This is a genomic window from Ktedonobacter racemifer DSM 44963 (genome assembly GCF_000178855.1).
Lineage (GTDB): Bacteria > Chloroflexota > Ktedonobacteria > Ktedonobacterales > Ktedonobacteraceae > Ktedonobacter > Ktedonobacter racemifer.
Genome location: NZ_ADVG01000001.1, coordinates 245,686 through 264,969 on the forward strand (window position 1 = coordinate 245,686; position 19,284 = coordinate 264,969).

15 protein-coding genes are annotated in these 19,284 nt (G+C 52.9%); 6 read left to right on the top strand and 9 right to left on the bottom strand.

The genetic code is table 11. The features are described from left to right. Positions 1 to 53 precede the first annotated feature (53 nt). Together KRAC_RS01155 and KRAC_RS01160 are read left to right on the top strand one after the other, a co-directional pair. Positions 54 to 284, top strand: coding sequence for a cupin domain-containing protein (locus KRAC_RS01155; protein WP_007903840.1), 231 nt, complete (start codon positions 54 to 56; stop codon positions 282 to 284). A 333-nt stretch (positions 285 to 617) separates the two neighbouring features. Further along, entirely contained in the window at positions 618 to 3,950 is a 3,333-nt protein-coding gene (locus KRAC_RS01160; RefSeq protein ID WP_007903841.1) for a PAS domain S-box protein, read from the top strand. Between the two features lie 338 nt (positions 3,951 to 4,288). Here the strand turns inward: KRAC_RS01160 and KRAC_RS01165 are convergent, their stop codons facing one another. Further along, positions 4,289 to 7,288 (bottom strand): Tn3 family transposase, encoded by a 3,000-nt coding sequence (locus tag KRAC_RS01165; RefSeq protein WP_007903842.1) that lies wholly within the window; start codon positions 7,286 to 7,288, stop codon positions 4,289 to 4,291. Between the two features lie 165 nt (positions 7,289 to 7,453). Then, the gene (locus KRAC_RS01170) at positions 7,454 to 9,061 is read right to left on the bottom strand and encodes a recombinase family protein (RefSeq protein ID WP_007903844.1); all 1,608 of its coding nucleotides are present in this window, start codon (positions 9,059 to 9,061) and stop codon (positions 7,454 to 7,456) included. Between KRAC_RS01170 and KRAC_RS70525 the strand changes: the two genes are divergently transcribed. The 3 genes from KRAC_RS70525 (at position 9,054) to KRAC_RS65005 (ending at position 10,167) form a co-directional block, all read left to right on the top strand. Beyond that, positions 9,054 to 9,221 carry a hypothetical protein gene (locus KRAC_RS70525; protein ID WP_157506249.1) on the top strand — a complete coding sequence of 56 codons (168 nt, stop codon included), beginning with the start codon at positions 9,054 to 9,056 and terminating at the stop codon, positions 9,219 to 9,221. The two genes, KRAC_RS01170 and KRAC_RS70525, sit on opposite strands and share 8 nt — an antisense overlap. A 57-nt stretch (positions 9,222 to 9,278) precedes the next feature. Then, the gene (locus KRAC_RS01175; RefSeq protein ID WP_040441705.1) at positions 9,279 to 9,527 is read left to right on the top strand and encodes a hypothetical protein; all 249 of its coding nucleotides are present in this window, start codon (positions 9,279 to 9,281) and stop codon (positions 9,525 to 9,527) included. A 412-nt stretch (positions 9,528 to 9,939) separates the two neighbouring features. Continuing rightward, positions 9,940 to 10,167, top strand: a complete 228-nt coding sequence (locus KRAC_RS65005; protein ID WP_007903857.1) for a hypothetical protein — start codon at positions 9,940 to 9,942, stop codon at positions 10,165 to 10,167. A gap of 553 nt (positions 10,168 to 10,720) precedes the next feature. On the opposite strand, the gene KRAC_RS75155 is transcribed toward KRAC_RS65005, so the two are convergent. From KRAC_RS75155 to KRAC_RS75165, 3 genes are all read right to left on the bottom strand, one after another. Continuing rightward, the gene (locus KRAC_RS75155; protein ID WP_052567831.1) at positions 10,721 to 11,773 is read right to left on the bottom strand and encodes a group II intron reverse transcriptase/maturase; all 1,053 of its coding nucleotides are present in this window, start codon (positions 11,771 to 11,773) and stop codon (positions 10,721 to 10,723) included. After that, positions 11,728 to 12,504, bottom strand: coding sequence for a reverse transcriptase domain-containing protein (locus KRAC_RS75160; protein ID WP_244421912.1), 777 nt, complete (start codon positions 12,502 to 12,504; stop codon positions 11,728 to 11,730). Before KRAC_RS75160 ends, KRAC_RS75155 begins: the two co-directional genes overlap by 46 nt. 571 nt (positions 12,505 to 13,075) lie before the next feature. After that, positions 13,076 to 13,606 carry an RNA-guided endonuclease InsQ/TnpB family protein gene (locus KRAC_RS75165; protein WP_075164134.1) on the bottom strand — a complete coding sequence of 177 codons (531 nt, stop codon included), beginning with the start codon at positions 13,604 to 13,606 and terminating at the stop codon, positions 13,076 to 13,078. 28 nt (positions 13,607 to 13,634) lie between these two features. Here KRAC_RS75165 and KRAC_RS01195 point away from each other — a divergent pair, with 28 nt between their 5' ends. Next, entirely contained in the window at positions 13,635 to 14,654 is a 1,020-nt protein-coding gene (locus KRAC_RS01195) for an RNA-guided endonuclease InsQ/TnpB family protein (RefSeq protein WP_007903861.1), read from the top strand. Positions 14,655 to 14,688: 34 nt separating this feature from the next. Here the strand turns inward: KRAC_RS01195 and KRAC_RS01200 are convergent, their stop codons facing one another. The 4 genes from KRAC_RS01200 to ltrA form a co-directional block, all read right to left on the bottom strand. Further along, entirely contained in the window at positions 14,689 to 15,627 is a 939-nt protein-coding gene (locus KRAC_RS01200) for an LLM class F420-dependent oxidoreductase (RefSeq protein ID WP_007903862.1), read from the bottom strand. A gap of 742 nt (positions 15,628 to 16,369) precedes the next feature. Continuing rightward, entirely contained in the window at positions 16,370 to 16,543 is a 174-nt protein-coding gene (locus KRAC_RS75170) for a hypothetical protein (RefSeq protein WP_244421913.1), read from the bottom strand. After that, positions 16,522 to 16,956, bottom strand: coding sequence for an IS200/IS605 family accessory protein TnpB-related protein (locus tag KRAC_RS01205; RefSeq protein ID WP_040441709.1), 435 nt, complete (start codon positions 16,954 to 16,956; stop codon positions 16,522 to 16,524). Before KRAC_RS01205 ends, KRAC_RS75170 begins: the two co-directional genes overlap by 22 nt. Beyond that, positions 16,949 to 18,745, bottom strand: coding sequence for a group II intron reverse transcriptase/maturase (gene ltrA / locus KRAC_RS01210; protein WP_007903864.1), 1,797 nt, complete (start codon positions 18,743 to 18,745; stop codon positions 16,949 to 16,951). Before ltrA ends, KRAC_RS01205 begins: the two co-directional genes overlap by 8 nt. Positions 18,746 to 19,284: the final 539 nt, after the last annotated feature.

Genomic DNA, 19,284 nt, shown 5'->3' on the forward strand with positions numbered 1-19,284 from the left:
GCTACTAGTAGAGCACAGGTCTGTGCTTCATTCACGCAAAGGAGATTTCTTTGATGCTTATTCGTAATGTAAAGATCACTGAGAGTGGGTTCCCTGGAATGTTTGCTGGGAGCCTGGCCACTCCTCGTCTGGGGGCAACCGAGGTCACGGTTATCCACCAACGTCAGGAACCAGGAACCACTCTTACCTTGCACTATCACCACCATGAAGAGGTCATCGTGCTGTTGGCGGGAACAATCACCGCTCTCGTTGGGGACAAGCGGGTGGAAGTTGCCCCCCGGTGACACCTTGATTGTTCCAGGCCAAACACTCCATCAGATCGAAAATACTAGTCAGGACGAGGCGGAATGGCTGCTCATCGGGCCTTCTGGGTGTAAATACGCGAATTCGATGATGATGAAATTGTACAATTATCTGAGGGAGAAAAAGGGTTTGTATGGCCTATGAAGCGGTTTTTCCTCATGAGAGAGGGAAAAGATTACCTCAGATAATGCCCCAAAAAGTACCTCATCGAATCCTCGCATTTACAATCATTTCACTCTGTTTGTTTAAGGTTCGAGCAGGAACATATCTTCGCCACCAGGGATGGGACATGTGAAAGGGAGAGCTACCGCAGTATGTCGAATGCAAAGAAGACCGAGCGTGTCACTGTTGCGTCGCGTGAGACGCTCCTCACCATTCTTGAGACGCTTCCTGGTGCCTTGTTGGTCGTCGATGACACGGAGACCATTGTCTATGCCAATGCAAACGCGCAGGCCATCATCGGCACCGCACGAGAGGAAGTCTGTGGCACGTCCTTGTGGCACTGTGCTCCCCACCTGGTCAGCACGCCGCTCTACCAGGCCGTTCGGAAGACCAGGCAGACCCGCGAACCAACCGAAGTGGCGTATGTGTCTCCCGTTACCAACAACTGGCTGCACGTCTCGCTCACTCCGACCGACAAAGGCCTCGCGCTCTTGTTCCAGGAACAGCTGGAACCACTGCCCCTCCAGGATGCCTTGAGTCGGAACGAACAGCTGTATCGGGAGCTGCTGGAAAGCGTCGCTGATGGCGTCACGATCGTGACCCCCGAGGGGCTGGTCCTGGACATCAATCAGCGTCCCCTGGCCGATGCCCACCTGCGGCGGGAGGAAGCGATAGGCAAACCGTTGACCGACCTGCCTGCGTGGTCCTCTGACCCGGCAGTCCAACAGCACTTGCGCGCAGCCATTGCACAAGCCGCCCAGGGAGAAACCGTGCGCTTTGAGGCTCACATCCATCCCCGAACCGACCTGTCTCTGGACATGTTGATGACGATTACCTGCCATCGGGATGCCAGCCAGCAGGTCGAATATCTCATCTGTGCAGGTCGGGATATCACCGAACGCAAGCAGGCCGAAGACGAACTGCGTCCCCTGGTTGATGCCATCCCCCACTTTGTTTGGATCGCAGGACCCGATGGGTCGCTCACCTACCACAATCACCGCTTGATCGCCTATATGGCGATGACCCTCGAACGGGCCGAAGGGGATGGCTGGTTGGCGGGTGTGCATCCGGATGACCGGCAACGGGTACGGGCGGCGTGGCAGACATCCATCCAGACAGGCGTGCCCTATGAAGTGGAACTGCGCTTACAAGATGGCACCAGCGGAGCCTATCGCTGGTTTCTGGTCCGAGGCGTGCCGCAGAGAAATGCCCAGGGTACGATCCTGCACTGGGTTGGCACCTGCACCGATATTGAGGACCGGAAACGAGCCGAGCAGGGGCTCAAAGAAAGCCGGGAACACTTGAGGGTGCTGGTCGAAACGCTGCCGCAATTGGTGTGGGCCACAGGACCGGACGGCCTGACGGAAGACTGGAATCAACGGTATGCGGACTATTTCCAGGCGACGCCAGAGCAATTACGAGGGTATGGCTGGCGTCAGTTCCTGCATCCAGAGGAGTATGACCACGTGTGCGCAGTCCGGAACCGCTCGCTGGCAACGGGTGAACCCTATGCGATCGAATATCGTCTCAGGGAGGGCCAAACGGGCGCGTATCGCTGGTTCTTAGCCCGCGGCATGCCCGTGCGCGATGAAGCAGGCCAGATCCTCAAGTGGTTTGGCACCTGTACCGATATCGACGAGCAGAAACGAGCCGAGCAGCAGCTCAAATCAAGCCGGGAGAGCTTGCGCGTGCTGGCCGAAACGGTGCCGCAGCTGGTATGGGCGACCCGACCCGACGGCGGGCACGAATACGTCAATCAGCGCTGGTGTGACTACACCGGATTGACGCTTGAGCAGGTCGAAAGCGACTGCTGGGTGTATCTCCAGTTCATCCATCCTGAGGATCGGGAAGGCAACCGAGCTCAGTGGCAGCAGGCCCGGGACATGGGAGACATGTTTGAGCACGAAGCGCGTCTCAGAAATAGCCAGACCGGGGAGTATCGTTGGTTTTTAGTCCGCAGCATGCCGGTGCGCGATGAAACCGGCCAGATCCTCAAGTGGTTTGGCACGTGCACCGATATCGAGGACCAGAAACGGACGGAGCAGCAGCTCAAAGAAAGCCGGGAGAGCTTACGCGTGCTGGCCGAAACCGTGCCGCAACTGGTGTGGGTGAAACGACCCGACGGCCAGCACGAATACACGAACCAGCGCTGGCGTGACTACACCGGGTTGACGCTTGAGCAGATACAAAGCGACCGATGGGTTCATCTCCAGTTCATCCATCCTGATGATCAGGAAGGCCACCGAGCGAGCTTCCAGCGTGCCCTGGACACGGGAGCCATGTTTGAGTACGAACAGCGTCTCAGACATGCTCAAACTGGGGAGTATCGCTGGTTCTTAACGCGTGCCATGCCGATGCGCAATGAAGCAGGCCAGATCATCAAATGGTTTGGCACCAACACCAACATTGAGGACCAGAAGCGGATCGAGGAAGCCTTACGCCAGAGTCAGGAGCGCGCGAGCGTCCTGATGAACTCCAACATTATCGGGATCTTTGTCGACGAAGGGGAGCAGATTGTGGACGCCAACGACACCTTTCTGCGCATGACTGGCTATACCCGCGAAGACCTACACGCCGGGCGTCTGAACTGGATGCACATGACCCCTCCAGAGTATCTGGCTCAGACCCGGCAGGCCCATCAGGAATTGGCCGCCCAGCAGTCGTTGACGCCCTATGAGAAAGAGTACGTGTGTCAAGATGGCAGCCGCCTTCCCGTGCTCGTGTGCGGGGACGTCTTACAGCATCACCCCTTCCAGAGGATCGCCTTTGTGCTGGATAACTCGGCCCCCAAGGAGCTCGAACAACGCAAGGATGACTTTATCAGCATGGCCAGCCATGAGCTCAAGACACCGCTCACCGCCTTAAAGATGCAGACCCAACTGGTACGAAAACGACTGGAACGGCAAGCTCATCACGAGGCTGCCACAGCGCTTTCCAAGGTGGAGGGACCTGTCAAGCAACTCGAACGCCTAGTCGGAGAGTTGCTTGACGTCTCCAAGATCCAGGCAGGCAGGTTGGAGTACATCCGGGAGACAGTCAATCTGGATGCGTTGCTCCATGAGGTGGCCGACACCATGCAGCAGATCTCTACGACGCATACCATTGTGGTACGTGGCGCAACTTCTTGCACACTCGTCGGAGACAAAGACTGGCTCGGACAGGTCTTCACCAATCTGCTCAGCAATGCCATCAAGTATTCTCCGGGTACAGAGACGGTCGAGATGGATCTCTCCGCCTCCCCTGAGACGGTCACGATCCGTGTCCGCGATCATGGTCTGGGCATCCCGCGCGAGCAGCGCGACAAGATTTTTGAGCGCTTCTATCGGGTCGCTGGTCCCAGGCAACGAGCGATCCCTGGTCTGGGCATGGGACTCTACATTGTGGCCGAGATCGTCAGGGGCCATGGGGGAACCATCACGGTGGATAGCGAGGTCGGAAAAGGATCGACCTTTACCGTGACCTTTCCCAAGAAGAGGGATGCCTGAGCAGATGGGCTCCCGACATTTTCTTCCCCCGGTTTTCCCTCTAAGCAGGCAGCAATTCATGCAGAAGATGGGATAAAGGGTTTCACGTGAGGTGCTGGCGGAAGAAACGTCGAGAAGCTTGCCTGAGCCTTTCGGTTTGAGAAGATCATCGCTTCTCTTGGTTTCTGGATAGCCCGGGGATGCTTTCAAGAACCATCTTTTCTCCTGAGATGTTCCTCGAATACCCGATTTCCTCTCATGCTTAGAGGGGAAATCGGGGGAAGAAAATGTCGGGAGCCCTGGACCAGGGTTGCCTATCCATCTGCCAGTGTCCACTGGACAGCCTCTTCACAGAGGGATTATGCTGACAATGGCTCCTCAATCTCAATGCGTTCGGAAAGATCCAAGCGGAACATTCCATAGGGTGTCACATGGCTATAGATCAGAGGTGTCAGTCCCCGCAGATCTTCTTGCTGCATCCGTTGGAACTGCTCTGGTTCGGCCAGAACCCGTTGAATCAACAACGTATTCACGTAGACCAGACAACTTTGCAAGAGATGCAGAGATAATGCGCTTAGCTCTTGCTGATCCAGGCGATTGGTCGTAAATGCCCCTTGCTTGCCATAAAAAATAAAGTCATTTGCCCCATTCCAGTTCTCAATCACATTGAGTCCTGCATGAACTTCACGTCGCAATTCCTCTGATTCCAGGTAACGACACAAAAAGATTGTTTTGACCGCTCTCCCCAACTCTAAGAAGGCCAGATAGGCGGGGTGCTGTGGCCCGGTGCGTGTGAAACGGCGCAGGATGGCCTCTGTCTCGGCTGTGCCCAGGCGCATAGCTGTGGCAAACTTGATTATCAGGTCATAGTTCTGCGTGATTACTTCCCAATTGATCGGGCGCGTCAGCACCAGTTGGAGGTTGGAGTACGCGTCGGGTTCTCCGGCTTTCGGGCGGTAGAGTTTTTGTCCACCAATATTCTTGAGCCGTGGCATGAGTTGGAAGCCCAACAGATGGCAGAAACCAAACGCTACCTCATCCTGGCCATGAGTATCCACAAACTGCTTTTCGACCTTCATTTGGGTACAATGCCGCAATACCCCTGTGATCATCGCTGCTACCTCAGAAGACGAACACGTTTTGAGTTGCGAATAAATACAGGCGGCATGCTTTTCGACATGCCAATACAGCATCACTCCTTTTCCTCCATAGCGTAAGTGCCATTCTGCCATCAGGTTTTCATCAAATGCTGAAAATTGGGTCGAGTCAGATGCACAGGTCGTCGTGACTTCCCCCCAGATATGTTGCAAACGGGCCTGGAAGGTCGCGTTGGTCACATCCACAATGGCCGCACGCAATTGATCAACATGGATATACCGTCGGCGCGTGGTCAACAATTCCTGGTAACTTTGCCCATGATCTCCCTCACTGACCGCTTTGATCCCGATGTTCGTTCCCATGCCATACAAACAGAGTAATAAACGCTTCTGGAGCGTCTCCTGGGTCAGCGTTTCGCGCCTACCAGGACTATGAAAGTAGGTGAGGAAGCCAGCACGCAGAGCAGCTTCTTTCAGAATATCCAACAAAGGCGTTCCTCCCCAGCGCTTGCGGATTTCTGCTTTCAGCCTCCCGAGATTCTGCGGTTCCGCCTGGCGCTTGAGAGGCGAGAGATGAATCCATCCCCCTTTTTTCGGCAAGAGGCGCACCTGGTCACTGATCTTTGGCAAGGCACGATCAAACGACGAGAGCGCCTGGGTCATCTCTTGCTGAAGCGCTTCGACAAAGGTTTTCGCTTCGCGAGGGACCGAGAGTGCCTGGTAATATTCCTCGCGTTTGGCGTCAAAGTCGGCGGGCAAGTCGCGGTCGGGGTTACGGTACTTATCGGCTCCCACGACCCAGATTTCCCGACAGCGCACCTGGTCACGCATGGTTTCTAACACACACAATTCGTAGTTGATCCGGTTGATCCGCTCTTCTCCCTGCGCATCCTTCTCGACCACCAAATCATGCCACAACGGACGAACCACTCCGTCCAGAGGCGGATGTTCTTCGGCAGGATACCAGACTCCTGGTGTCCCCAGCGAGCGTTTGAGAAAGGCGATCGCCTCGACGACCGGCTGATGAGCATCATTATTGGAGCAAAATTCCAGCATCTGGAGTAATCCAGGCATCATCCGCCGATAGTGATCCCGATACGAGGAGCGCATCCGAAGGTAGACCCGGTCGTGAAAGGTGTCCTTCGTCTCCTTCTCACTGACAATCGCTTCGCATTGCTTCTGGCTCATCACGGGATAAATGCCCTCGCGAATCGTCTTCTCTGGCCCATTCAAGGAGGCTTGAGCGACGCGGCGGAGCAGACGCGGTTTATTATCCACCTTGTTTCGCATTTCCTCGACGACCTGTTTGCCAATCCGCTTATTCGCCGTTGTTTCGATGCGGCGGACGACCAGGATCAATAACTCGATCAGGCTATCAATGATCTCTGCTTGCCGCTGTTGACAGAACGCTGCCAGATAGGTATAACGGGTGGCGTCCGGGTGACGGCGCAGTTCATAGAGCGTATCGGTCGCAGCGCGGTCCCGGTACAGCCGGACGACGGAGGGAGAGACGTGTCCAAACAGGTCAGCAGGCAAGGCCAACTGGGACAAGACGCGCAGCTTATCCGTCTCAAAGAGCATGCTCTCCAACCCGATGGCTCCTGGACTGTTTTTTAAATCGCTCCACTGCACGCGGTCTGGGCGCGTCTTTGCCTGCTTCGGTTCGTCTTGATCCAGCAGCTCGGTTTCCTGGAAAGCCGATGCTTCCTCACGTTCGAGTAAGGCATCCAGGTAGTGACGGGTGGCCTGGGGAATCCGGGTGAGCACGTCTTCAAATAACTGCTGTTCATAGGTGACACATGCGGAGCGGATGAGTCGTTCCATCCGCTCATTGGTTGGGGGTTCTATTTTGCTAGCCCGAAAGCGCTTGGCCACCAGCACTTTGAGATGTTCCAGGTGCTGATCCGACGCCAAATGTTCTGTGATGAGCCATTGGGTCATCTCCTGGGTATCAAGAACGGTGGCTTCGCGAAACTCCAGTTGTTCTCGGATTTGCGCCCGATGGGCTTTAATGGTGCGTCCCTCCCAGTCGTACTGGGCATAGATGCTGGCATTCAGCTTCAACTGATGAGCTACATAGTTCACCACATCTTTGGGGATGTCATGCCTGCCATGGGGAAAACGCCCTTCATACTGAAAACACTTGAGTAATAGAGCAAAGCCCAGTCGTGTCGGACCAGACTTATTGGTGAGCAGATCCAGATCTTCTTGAATCAAGGTGAAATGTTCGATTAACTCTTCAATATCCCATTGCCGTTTCATCGATTGCTCTCATGCCTCTTTTTCTTCTGATAAACTTGTACTAGATCTCAGTATCTAATGCGAGATTTCTAGTACGAGTCATTCCAACAGAAAAAGCCGTTCGAGGCAAGAGAGAAGAGGGACGAAGAGGTATCGCAACAAGAAATAAAGAGATATGCTCTGAGGCTACTTTGCACCTGAATAGTCCGTAAGCAAATGACAAAAACGAACCTGTTCATTGCGCGGTGAGGTGGGGATCACATAGCGGATCTCCACCTCATCCATTGTGACGACCACACGGTCGACGAGCAATTCTACCAACTGCCGTTTCTGCTCAAAGGTGGCCTGAGAGAGGCCGCGATTCATACGTTGACAAAATTCGTTGATCGAACCAGTGATGCTGGCTAATTCCATGTGCTGCTGGACACTCGCTTCAATCTGGCTCGCCTGCATCTCCACTGCCACCAGTCGCTGTTCTACGTCCTGCCGCCGCCGTTTGTATTCTCCTAGAGGAAATGCATCGGCAAGATAGGCCTCAGTCAGTCGTTCCAATTGCCCGCACAGCGTGTTACGTGCTTTGCGGACCTGTGTCCGGCGAGCTTGAAGTTCTTGCGGAAGCCAAGCGCCCGCTTGTGCTCGCTGCAACGCCTGCTCAATAACTACTGGATGTTGCAGCACCTCACAGAGGTCCTGCCAGACAAGTGTATCCAACTGCTCAACTGGAATGAAACGTGCATGACAGCATTCCTCTCGTCGAGAACGGATGGGCCCCTGCTTTCCTCGGCAGACATAGTAGGCATGTCCAGAACTCGTCCGAGCCAAACAGGAAAGGTGACACAGACCACAACTGACCAAGGCACGCAACAGGTACTGATGAGAGGTATTGTTCCGACGGGCAAAGTGCAAATTGTCTGCCAGTTTTGCCTGGACCCAATCAAATTGCTCCTGTGAAACGATAGCTGGCACTTGTCCCACCACAATCCACTCCTGAGAGGGCGTCTCTTGTGTACTGGATCGACGCCCAATAGGTTGCAAAGGGGAAAAACGACGATGTTTCGCGACAACACGTTCTCGACCAGCATACACGGTTCCGGCGTAGACCGGATTCCTCAACATGTCACGTAAGGTCGTCAGGCTCCAATACGACTTTCCATTGGGGGTTGGAATCCCTAGCTGATGTAAGTGCTTGGCGAGTTGCTCCAAGCCATGCCCTTCTTCCAGATAATACGCGAAGATTTCTGCCACATGGATCGCTTCAGGTTCTTGAAGGCGGACTCCTGATGGATCCCGTGGATGATCAGGATCTAAGCGATACCCATAAGGGGGGCGACTCCAGGGAAGCATCGTCCCTGCTCGAAATTTTTGCAGACGACCTCGACGCATCCGTTCAGCAATGAGGGTACGTTCATATTCGGCTACCGCTCCTCGGATTTGCAACAATAACTGATCATGAGGATCCTGACTCATGGGATGCTCCACAAATTCCACCTGACAGCCTCCTCGCTCCAATTCCTCAACGAGGAGGACTTGATGCACATATTTGCGGGCGAGACGATCGGGCGCTGTGATGAGAACCCGATCAAAAATTGCTCTTCCCACCTGATCTCGTAACCGATCTAACCCTGGTCGTTTGAGACTGGCTCCACTGTAGCCATCATCCCGAAAAATCTGGACGTCTTCCCAGAACCAGTTCTTACACTGGCAGTATATCTGTAATCGTTCCAATTGCTGCTCGATGGTCTGTGTCTGAACTTGACGCTGACCCGAGACACGAACATATGCTGCGATGTTCATCGATTTCCTCCTGACTGACTGGCCCCTGTTGCGGGGCATTCGTCCATCGCAGAAGGCATTGGTAGGCCTGATCCCAGCGGGAGAGGGCATGAATATGCTCAACTCCTTGCCGACGGCACTTCCAGTGGCGTTGCTTCATCAGTCCCCTCCACGACGCTAACCAATGATTTCTTTCTCTGTTGAGAAGATACGAGGAGGGAACAAAGAACGTTCTATCATGGGTGATGTGCCAAGCGCCAATGAGAAAGATGAAGCTGAGTATGACGGCTCATACAGAATTTGTCATTTGCTATCATACCATTTGATGACAGCTTCGCGCATTTCACCCCTTGATGCACAGGTTGTGCGGGCGCTGGTGGAAAGTATGGACGCCGGGGTACCAGGGAGAGGACTCGTATCCCTGCCCGAACGCCTCATCCAGATCAACGAATGGCTCGACACATACCAGATCACGCTGGCTCTCTAGGCAGCGCATTGGGTCGTGTTGCAAAAAATTTTAAGCGCATCAGAACCAACAGTAAAATTACAGTAAAAAGGATTTTATTGGGTAAAAGATGCGCTCATTTTGGTTGTTTTTCACCCATTCAAAGTCCATGGGGCTCAGATAGCCCAGATGCGGTAGACGATATTTCATTTTTCACCAATCAACATGCGTAATACTCTTCAGATGAAAAAAATAAAATTTAAAGATTTTCCTTTTAAAAAGAGCTAAATAGCATAGATAGTTATTATTTAACATTAAAAGTATAATAAAAGAGAGAAACATACTATATGTCAGATTACAATTAAAAATGTTGTTATTGATATCTTTCAGATATTCGAAAAGTACAACATTTTTTTCAGTAGGACAGTTTGTGAATGGAGAAAGGAACGAACTTATGAAATCTCATACACTCGCCCCCATCACACGTGCTTCCTCTCTTACAGAGCAACCAGGGATCCACGACCTCACCGAACAGGAATTGGAGCAGGCCGTAGGTGCTCATGGCGACGACCACGATTATGACCGTGGCCGCAATGATCATGATCATGACCGGGACGATTATCATCGCGGGGGATGGGGTTATAACCACGGCTGGGATTATAACCGTGGCTGGCGCCACTAGCCTCATCGCACTGTTATAAAGAAACAAAAGAAAGCAGGTATCCTTCCCGGATACCTGCTTTTCATCGTACCTCTCGGTCTCTGGATACCGCTGCCTTGAGGCCTGTCTTTTCTACACCTGTAACATAGGTGTAGGAGAAGCAACATCAGATGTGGGCTGCCAAGCCTGAGCTTTTCATCAAATGTTTGTCAGCTCTTCTTTACCGTGACACTCCGCATGGTCGCGCAGACCAGCGGCTTCTTCTGCCTCTCTTCTGTACGCGATGTGCTGAGAAATGGAGCGTGGCCCCGACTCATTGCACATCGCGCGTGGAGGAGGAAAAGCTGAAACAGAGCATCCATCCATGCCTCCTGTTTCTTGCGCGGTGCCCTGCTGGTGACGACTCCCCACGGCTGCAAGCCGGGGGCTTCTGGGTAGGGTAGACCGCCAGCGAGGTGCCCTACTCACTTGTACATGAACAACTGAATAGAGCCCTTTTCCAACGGTCCCCCTCAGAACCGTGCGGGCACGATTTCCATGCACACGGCTCGCCAAGAACACCTTTTGGTCGTCTTTAGCTTGGAATATATGCCAGGTCCGTCAGCTTTACCTCGTCGTATTCGCCTCGGTGGATTTTTCCATGGCAGCTTCCGCAGACAGGGATTTGCTTTCGATTGATCGCTCGGAGTATCCGGTTGAAGCCCGTTGGTTCTCGTCGGTGAGAGAGCTTGCGTATGTGCCGGACATGGTGCATCACGATTTGCTCTGCACTTTCTCCGCAAATGCAGCACGGTAGCCCTAGCTTGGAGCGTGTTCTCATCTGTATCGTCATTCGTACCCGTTCTACATTTGAAACAGAGCTGCCTTGGAAGGCATCTCTGTCCTTCGACCAGTCGTGGTTAGAGTAGAAGGAGACTTCTTTGTCTTCCTTGCCTTCTTTCCTTTTGATGACGATGGTGAGATTCTTTCCAAAGCGTTTGAAGACTTTGGAAAGTGAGATTTTGTACTTCATTGCCAGGGTTTTCGCTAGAGAGTATCTGAGAATGTATTGGATGCGGCTGAGCTTGGACCAGTTGTCTACGAATCCGTAGTAGTTCTGTATACCTCGATTGATGCTGCTGTACAGGTGAATGATCTGATCTGTGTCCAGGTAGGCCCAGCCTGCTTTTGCAATGGGGAAACCTTCTGCTGTGCAGACACCTCGTTCGCTCAGTCTCTTGATGAGTTTGGGTAGAGGAGCTTCCATGATTGTTTCCCAGCCGGTGGATCGACGTTTGACTTTCTTTCCTGACCGACTAGTGGAGAGCGTTACCTTAGCTTTTCCGCCGTTTCCGATCTTGAGGATCGTTCCCAGAAAGAACGCTTCTTCGGCTTTGGCGTTGGTGATGCGAGTTTTCTCTTCGCTGAGAGTGAGCTTGAGTGCTTCTTTCAGGAAGTGCTTGATTTCCTGTTTGATTTCTTCTGCCAGCTTCTGGCTTCCGCAGAGTCCAATAATCCAATCGTCGGCATATCTCAGGTATTTGAGACGGATAAAATGTGGATCGTCCACTACCACTGAGGGGAGCGTTCGCAGACGTGCGGTCAATTCTCTGAATTCGCGGGTCTTGGTTCTGCCTTGCTTTGCCATTCTCCGTTTTTTTCAGAGAGTGCGTGATAGAGAGGATTTCGGGCTTTTACCTTGCCGTTTTCTCGCTTCGTGCGTAGCGTTTCCACAAATTCGTCGAGTTCATGGAGATACACGTTTGCGAGGATCGGGCTGGCAATCGAGCCTTGTGGAGTTCCTACAAGGCTATCCTTTCTGGTCCCATGGAGGTCCATGTATCCTGCGTTTAGGAGTTTCCAGATGAGGTTGAGGAACCGTTCATCCTTGATCTTCTTGCGCAGAATGGATACCAGGATCTGGTGATCCACCTCATCGAAGCAGGCGCGAACGTCTCCCTCGATGAACCAGTTGACTGCCGACCATGTTTCTCTGATCTCTCGTAGCGCCGTGTGACAACTGTGATTTGGCCGAAATCCATGACTGGTTTCTCGGAAGTAAGGAGTGTGAGAGCTATCATAGATCGCCTCCAAGATCATGTAGATAGCTTGTTGTACGATTTTATCTTTTGCGCTTGGGATACCGAGTTTCCTCATTTTTCCGTTGGCCTTTGGGATAAAACTCTGGCGTACGGGTTGAAATTGGAATGACTCAGATCTCATCGCTTCGATGATCTCTCTAATAGTTTCGAGAGAGAAGCCATCGAGGGTTTCTCCATCCGTTCCGGGAGTCATGTTTCCAGGTTTTGATTTGATCTGTTCGTAGGCGATGATGTACAAGTCTTCCTTGAACATCAGCCTATAGAGATCATCATTCACCCACTGTCTGGTGCTATTGATTTTCCGTAAAGTTTCCAGTCTCTCTGGGATCTTTTGACTCATCCAAGTCAACCCCTTTCAAGTGGAATGTATTCTCTAGAGTCCTTCCCCGTGTCTCATCCGTTACGATGAGCGTTTGAGTAGTATGACTCCTCCGTCGCCCTGCGCGTCTCCGCGTTTAGGCGATCCCGTAGTTCCTCCATGGTCCTGCTCCGTACTTAGGTCCTCTCTTGGGTGGTTTCCTCGCTCCCTGCGAGCGCCCACAGGAAGGGCATTTATCCACTCGTCATTCCTGAGCTGATAATCCTGTGTCTCTAGCAACAATGTCCCTGCGAGAGGGGTGGCCGACAGACCCGGCTCACCGAGAGTTCGACCCTTAGGTCTAACCATATACGGCCTAGCTGACAATCATCTTGGGGATGGACATTTTCCCTCATTTGCCTTTGACCCACCATGCTACAGTCCCCTCTTCCCTTTCGGGGCGAAAGTTAGGTGGTGCTTTAGTTACTTTTGCCCTAGTAACACTGGATATTCCAGTAAGGGCCATGGAGGCGCAACGGCGCACAACGACTCAGCCTGCTCGTCCACAGGCTTGAAGCGCATCAGCTAAAATATTGCGACTCCCGTTGTGGTCGCGGTGGATCACCAGACCACAGTGGGAACACTCATAGACCCGCACCGACAACGGCATCGGTTGGCGATGCCCGCAGGCGGAACAGGTCTGGCTCGTGTACGCCGGGTTCACTCGCACCACCTGCCGTCCAGCTTCTTCCGCTTTGGCGCGGCTCGACGGGTGAAGAACATCGACCACGAGGCATCGGCAATCCGATTTCGAGAGGTGAGTTTTTTTCACCAGCGTACCCACGACCAGCGCCTCGATCGCCAGCAACCCAAAGCGGACGACCAGCTTGCTCGCTTCTTGCTCGATGAAGTTCTTGCGCCGGTTGCCAATGCGTTCGTGGATGCGCGCCACGATGTTGCGTTTCTTCTCGCGTTCTTTAGAGCCTTTGGCAGCCCTGGAGAGCTTGCGGGAAGCCCTCGCCAGTGTGGCTTGGTCTTCGCGGAAAAAGCGGGGATTGGCAATGGCTTCTCCGGTGCTCAAGTAGGCAAAGGTGTGGAGGCCAACGTCAATGCCAACGGCTTCCTCACAGGCATGGCAATCGGCTGCTGATCGCGCCTGGGCTGCGATCTCTCGCTTCTATGAGCATTGCCACAACAAAAAGCCAGGCAAGAAAGGCTATCCCCAATTTCAGCACGATTGCCGCAGTGTGGAGTACAAACAAACCGGATGGCGGCTTGAGCCTGATGGAAAGCATATCATCTTCACCGATGGCTGTGGCATTGGGCGACTACGTCTGATAGGCTGTCGTGATCTGGCGACGTGCCCTCTTCCACAGATGATGCGGGTACGTCTCCTCAAGCGTGCAGATGGCTACTATGCTCAAGTTCTTGTCAAAGCTCAGAGGCATGTAGAGCATGTGCCAACAGGCAAGCATACTGGCATCGATCTAGGACTCAAAGCGTTCTTGACTGATGCCCAAGGCAACACCGTCGCCAACCCGCACCATCTGAGAAATGCCGAACGCAAGCTCAAGCGGTTGCATCGTCGCCTTTCTCGCACACAGAAGAAGTCAGCCAACCGCAAGAAGGCCAGGAAGAAACTTGCAAAAGGCTATCTCAAGGTCCAGAGGCAGCGTGAAGATTTCGCCAGAAAGACGGCGAACGCGCTTATCACCTCTCACGATCTGATTGCCTATGAACACCTGAGAATAGCCAATTTGGTAAAAAACCGCACGCTGGCAAAATCGATCAGTGATGCCGCCTGGGGCCGCTTTCTCCAGTGGCTCAACTCCTATGGATCGATACACACCATACCAGTGATTGCGGTAGAACCAGCTTTCACCAGCCAGGATTGTAGCGCCTGTGGGGCACGCGTCAAGAAGTCGCTCAGTGTGAGGACGCATATCTGTCCCTCCTGTGGCTTCGTGCTTGACCGCGACCACAACGCCGCGCTTAACATTTTAGAGAAAGCCTATCGTACTGTCGGGCAGACAGGAATGGGTGAGGCGCAAGCCCCACCGAACGCTTCCGGACAGACCGCCTCTACTCGTTCTGGTCGCAAGGCCAGAGCGGGCAAGCGGGCTGGATGAAAGAAGAATCCCCCTGGATGTATCCAGGGGAGTGTCAATGAGCGATAAATTCCCGGGCAAAGCGATGGATGGGGGTCAGGTCTGTTGCGCTCGTGGGGAAATCGAGGATCAGCTCGTGAATGCCAGCATCCTCTAGTGCCGCGATACGCTGACGGATTGTCTGCGGACTGCCCACTAGCGAGGTATCTCTGAGCTGATTTCTCACAGAAGGGGGAAGCAAAGCAAGCGCCGTTTCATCGTCCTCGGCAATGGAGCAGACAGCGCCGGTGGTGCAGTGGATCGTCGCGAAGTCGCGTCCCAACGTCTCACAATGTGTTTTGAGCACGGCGAGCTTATGCCGGATTGTCTCCAGGTCACCAAGCACATTGCAGGCATCGCCATACTGCGCGACCAACTTCAGTGTGACCTTCTCTCCACCGCCGCCAATCAGGATCGGGATATGCGGCTTCTGCACCCCCTTGGGCTGATTGATGGCGCCACGTATCTGGTAATACGTGCCCTCGAAGGTGGCCTCTTCCTGCGTCCACATAGCGAGAATGACCTGGAGTGCTTCTCGCAGCATGCGTAAGCGCTCCGGGGCATCAGGATAGAGATAGCCGTACGCTCGATACTCGTGCTCGTACCACCCCGCCCCAATGCCGAAATTCAAGCGGCCATGGGAGAGGACATCGAAGGTGCTGGCCATTTTCGCGAGCAAGGCGGGATTGCGATAGCTATTGCAGGTCACAATCTGGCCAATGCGGACGCGTCGCGTGTCGCGTGCCATGGCCGCCAGCGACATCCAGGTCTCAAAGGTGACCTCCTGCGATGGCGTGGGAACGGTGTGAAAGTGATCAACCATCCAGATGGACTCATACCCATCCTCATCGGCTGCCTTGGCCACATTCGTCATCGCTTCGTATGCTGCAACGGGATCCTTGATCATCGCCAGGTTCATTTTCCAGCCGTTGGGAATTTCAACACTATACTTCATGCTTTCCTTCTTTCCTTGAAGAGATGATCCACAGCGCACGCAGAGCGTTCTGACGGGAAGAACGGAGCGGAGTCAGAAACCCTCGTATGCAGCGAGTGGAACCAGCAACTGTTCTCAGGTCATCTGTCGTCGGGTTTTCGAGGAGCGTACCCACACTCACCACGCGGGACTCCCGCATGGGCGAAGATCGAGCACCACTCCGAGAGACACGAACGATTGCACCAGGCAGATGGAGGTTCGGACGAACGTACGGGCCCCCCGTTCACGTCCGAATTGTCCGAAAATTCGCGCTTCCATATGAGGACCACAACTGAGAAAGGCTTCCTCCCTATTACCCGGTATGGAGAAGGCAGATTCTTCTCACCTTCCCAATTGTACCATTTCCCTTAAGCATGAGCGGGTCATCCCTTTGAAGGATCTTTATGAAATAACTGTGGTACCTGGATACGTAATTACTTTGCCGCCACGTGGACTGATTGTGTTTGGAGATTGTAAGAGCAGTTCCATATAATCTAGTGGAAGATAGAGCCCTTGTGCTAGTTCTGATGACATAGGCTCAAACTCAAAGGACCCACAGAGGAGGGTGCTACTGAAAGTAGCTGATGGGTGGACATATCAGGATATTATGGCAGGCTTCGATATCTGCCAAGCAACAGTGACAGACACCTGCAGGGGATAGTCTCTTATCCGTTTCCCTTACAGTATCTTAAAATGATGACCACTATGCCTAGAGGTCATCCGTTCAGACGGCTAGCCGTCTGGGGAGAACTGCGGCTCCCGCTACTCCTCGCCCCACTTGCAAAGGGTCGGAGCTACTTTTGCGTAAGATGTTGTACGATCCGTTGATATCGGCATGAATGAGGCGTCCATCCCTGGCGCGATACCAACTGCGAGTCACACGCTTGCCTGAAAACACCGGCTTCTCAGCAGCGTTGGCCTCATAGGTTGGGATGGGATGGGGTCGTCGTCCAGAAAACTGGCCTTGCTGGTGTAGCTTTCTTCTTGAAGGATGACCCTGATCCCAACCAGGTGCGCTTTGTAGGTCAACTGCTCAATAAAGCGAGCATGGGGAAGCTGCACAAACTGCTGGTTGTTCTTGCGCCCCATGGTCACTTCCTGTTTCCACAAGGGATTCTTGCCAATCACCAGCGTTCCGATGCCTTCGCCCACCAACAGATCAATGATCCGACGGCTGGCCGTGTGCAGATACGCATCCACACGGCGATTGCGCTTCGTCGTCACACGATCCAGAGAGCGCGAGGTGTATCGGTTCTCATGCGCGAGGCGTTGCTGCTGCCTGGCGCGCTCTTTGTTGTTAAAACTAAGCATGAGTGTCACCACTCCTACTCGTCTTCAAAACCGTGCTTGACAGTTTCCCGTCACACGGCTCCTCAGTAACATGGCCTTTGTCGTAGGTACCGTTGGCCTTTTTCGAGTGGCGCTCGTCGTGGCAATGACGATGGAGAGCGAACTTGTTGCTCAATTCCTCTCCGCCTCCTTCACTTTTCGGGGTAATGTGATCGATCTCTATGAGGTCTTCATCTTTGAAGTACAGTCCACACCAACGGCATTTTCCCTCTTGCTTCTGTAAAAGTTTTGCTTTAACTCCGTTAAGAAGCGGGTGTTTCTTGAGTCGCTGGCTCCAGTAAAGAAGATTTCCGTCATATGGGCTGGCAGTTCCTTTCACTTTTACATGACGCCGGATGTATGTTTGTTGGTGGTTTCGTAGTTGTAGGTCGGGGGTTCGGAAGATCCATCCCTTTCCTTCATCCACTTTCCAATACTTTTGCATAATCCAGTGTCGATTTTTGTTTGGGTGCCTGCGATTCGCCCATCTTTCCAGTTGTCGAAAAAGTACCATGTCGCAGTGCTTGAATGCCCTTCTTGCACAGATGCTTCGGTAGTAGTTTGCCCATCCGTAAATGACCGGGTTCAACTCTTTAATGAGCTTTTCCTGTTTCATGCTCCGGTGCTCTGCTACCAGACGATGCGTTTCTTTCACATGGTGCGCAATCGCTTCCTTACTGGGTCTGATGAGTGTCTTGAAGCCAAGTGGTTGACCATTAGGCCGCTTTCCGGTGTGTGTTTTCCCCATCGGATACTGGCGTATGGTGAAACCAAGGAAATCAAATCCCGTTTTTCCCTGATATTCCATCAAGGTGTGCATGATCCGTGTCTTGCTCGGCTTGAGTTCTAGTCCAATGCGCTGTAACCATTCCGAAAGGATTTCTTTTGCTTTTTCGACGCCTTCGAGCTTGGGATGGAAAACCACCAGATCATCGGCGTAGCGGACAAATTTGGGTCGTCCCTCCTTCCACCGGTAGGCCGCTATCAAGTCCGTTTCCATACCATGAAGCGCGATATTCATAAGTAATGGTGAGATGACTCCCCCCTGCGGGGTTCCTTTCCGGGTCTCGTCAAATATGCCATTATCAATGATTCCCGCTTTGAGCCAAGCTTTCACAAGCAGCCTTACTGCGGGATAGGTGTCGAGTTTGGCGAGAAGTGCCTGATGATCAATATGATCAAATGCTCCTTTAATATCGGCATCCAGGACATACTTTGCCTGTGTGCAGATATTGGTGTGAATGGTTTGAATTGCATCATGACAGGAACGTCCAGGGCGGAAACCAAAGCTATTGGGTTCAAATTTGGCTTCCCATTGTGGCTCTAAAGCGAACTTTACGAGGCACTGGTGCGAGCGATCTCGCATGATGGGAATCCCCAAGGGTCTTTTCTCATCCTTTCCAGGCTTGGGAATATAGATCCTTCGCACTGGTTGGGGTTTGTATTGAGACCATTGCTTGGGGTGGATTTGTTCAGCCAGAGTGAAACGCTGGGCCGGTTTGACTGATTTTACTCCGTCAATGCCTGCTGTGCGTTTTCCCTGGTTGTCTTGGGTCACTCGTCGAACCGCTAAAAGCCTTGTCGCTCTGGATTTCATCAGAAGTTTCTGTAGTTTGTGGACTGCTCTTGTGTTGCCACGGCTCTCGGCTTTGAAGATGCGCTTTTGTAGGCGGTAAACATGCTGCTCGAGCTTGCGCCAGGGCAGCTTGTTCCAACTTTCACTCTCAGGGTCAGGTGGTAGCTTGATCTTGGGTGCCTTCGTTTTCACCATACTACTCGTTTCTCTTCATTCCATGTTACCGTGCCTACGTCAGCATATCCTGGGCATTACCCCAGGCATTGGCTTTTTAGGCAATCCTTCTCGGAGGCAGCTTGCGGATGGTTTCCTGCTCATCGTATCGACCTCCAATGAGAGCGTACCTTCGAGTTACTCCGTTCCGATTATCTGTTTTGCGCTGCCGTAGGTTTGTGCTATCCACCGGGTACGCTAGTGAGTGAGGCAGGGTATCACGACACTACCCTTTCACTTTCTCCATTGTTTCGCAGATTGGTACCTTACCTTTTGGTCAAGTCTATCAGCCTGTTTGACTTGTTCAACCTAACGATGGTTCCGTTGCACATTCGCGTTATTCATTCTGTTGAATGAACTGCTAACCATAGCCGCCTGACTCGGAGATGGGTCTGCTTCAGACTAGCAGTTTCCTCTCCTGGATACCCGCTTTACGGATTGAGGACCAGTCGCTACCGTAGGGCATCGTCTTTCCGTGCTCACTTCACAGGTGAGGAATTGCACCTCACGTCAGATAATCA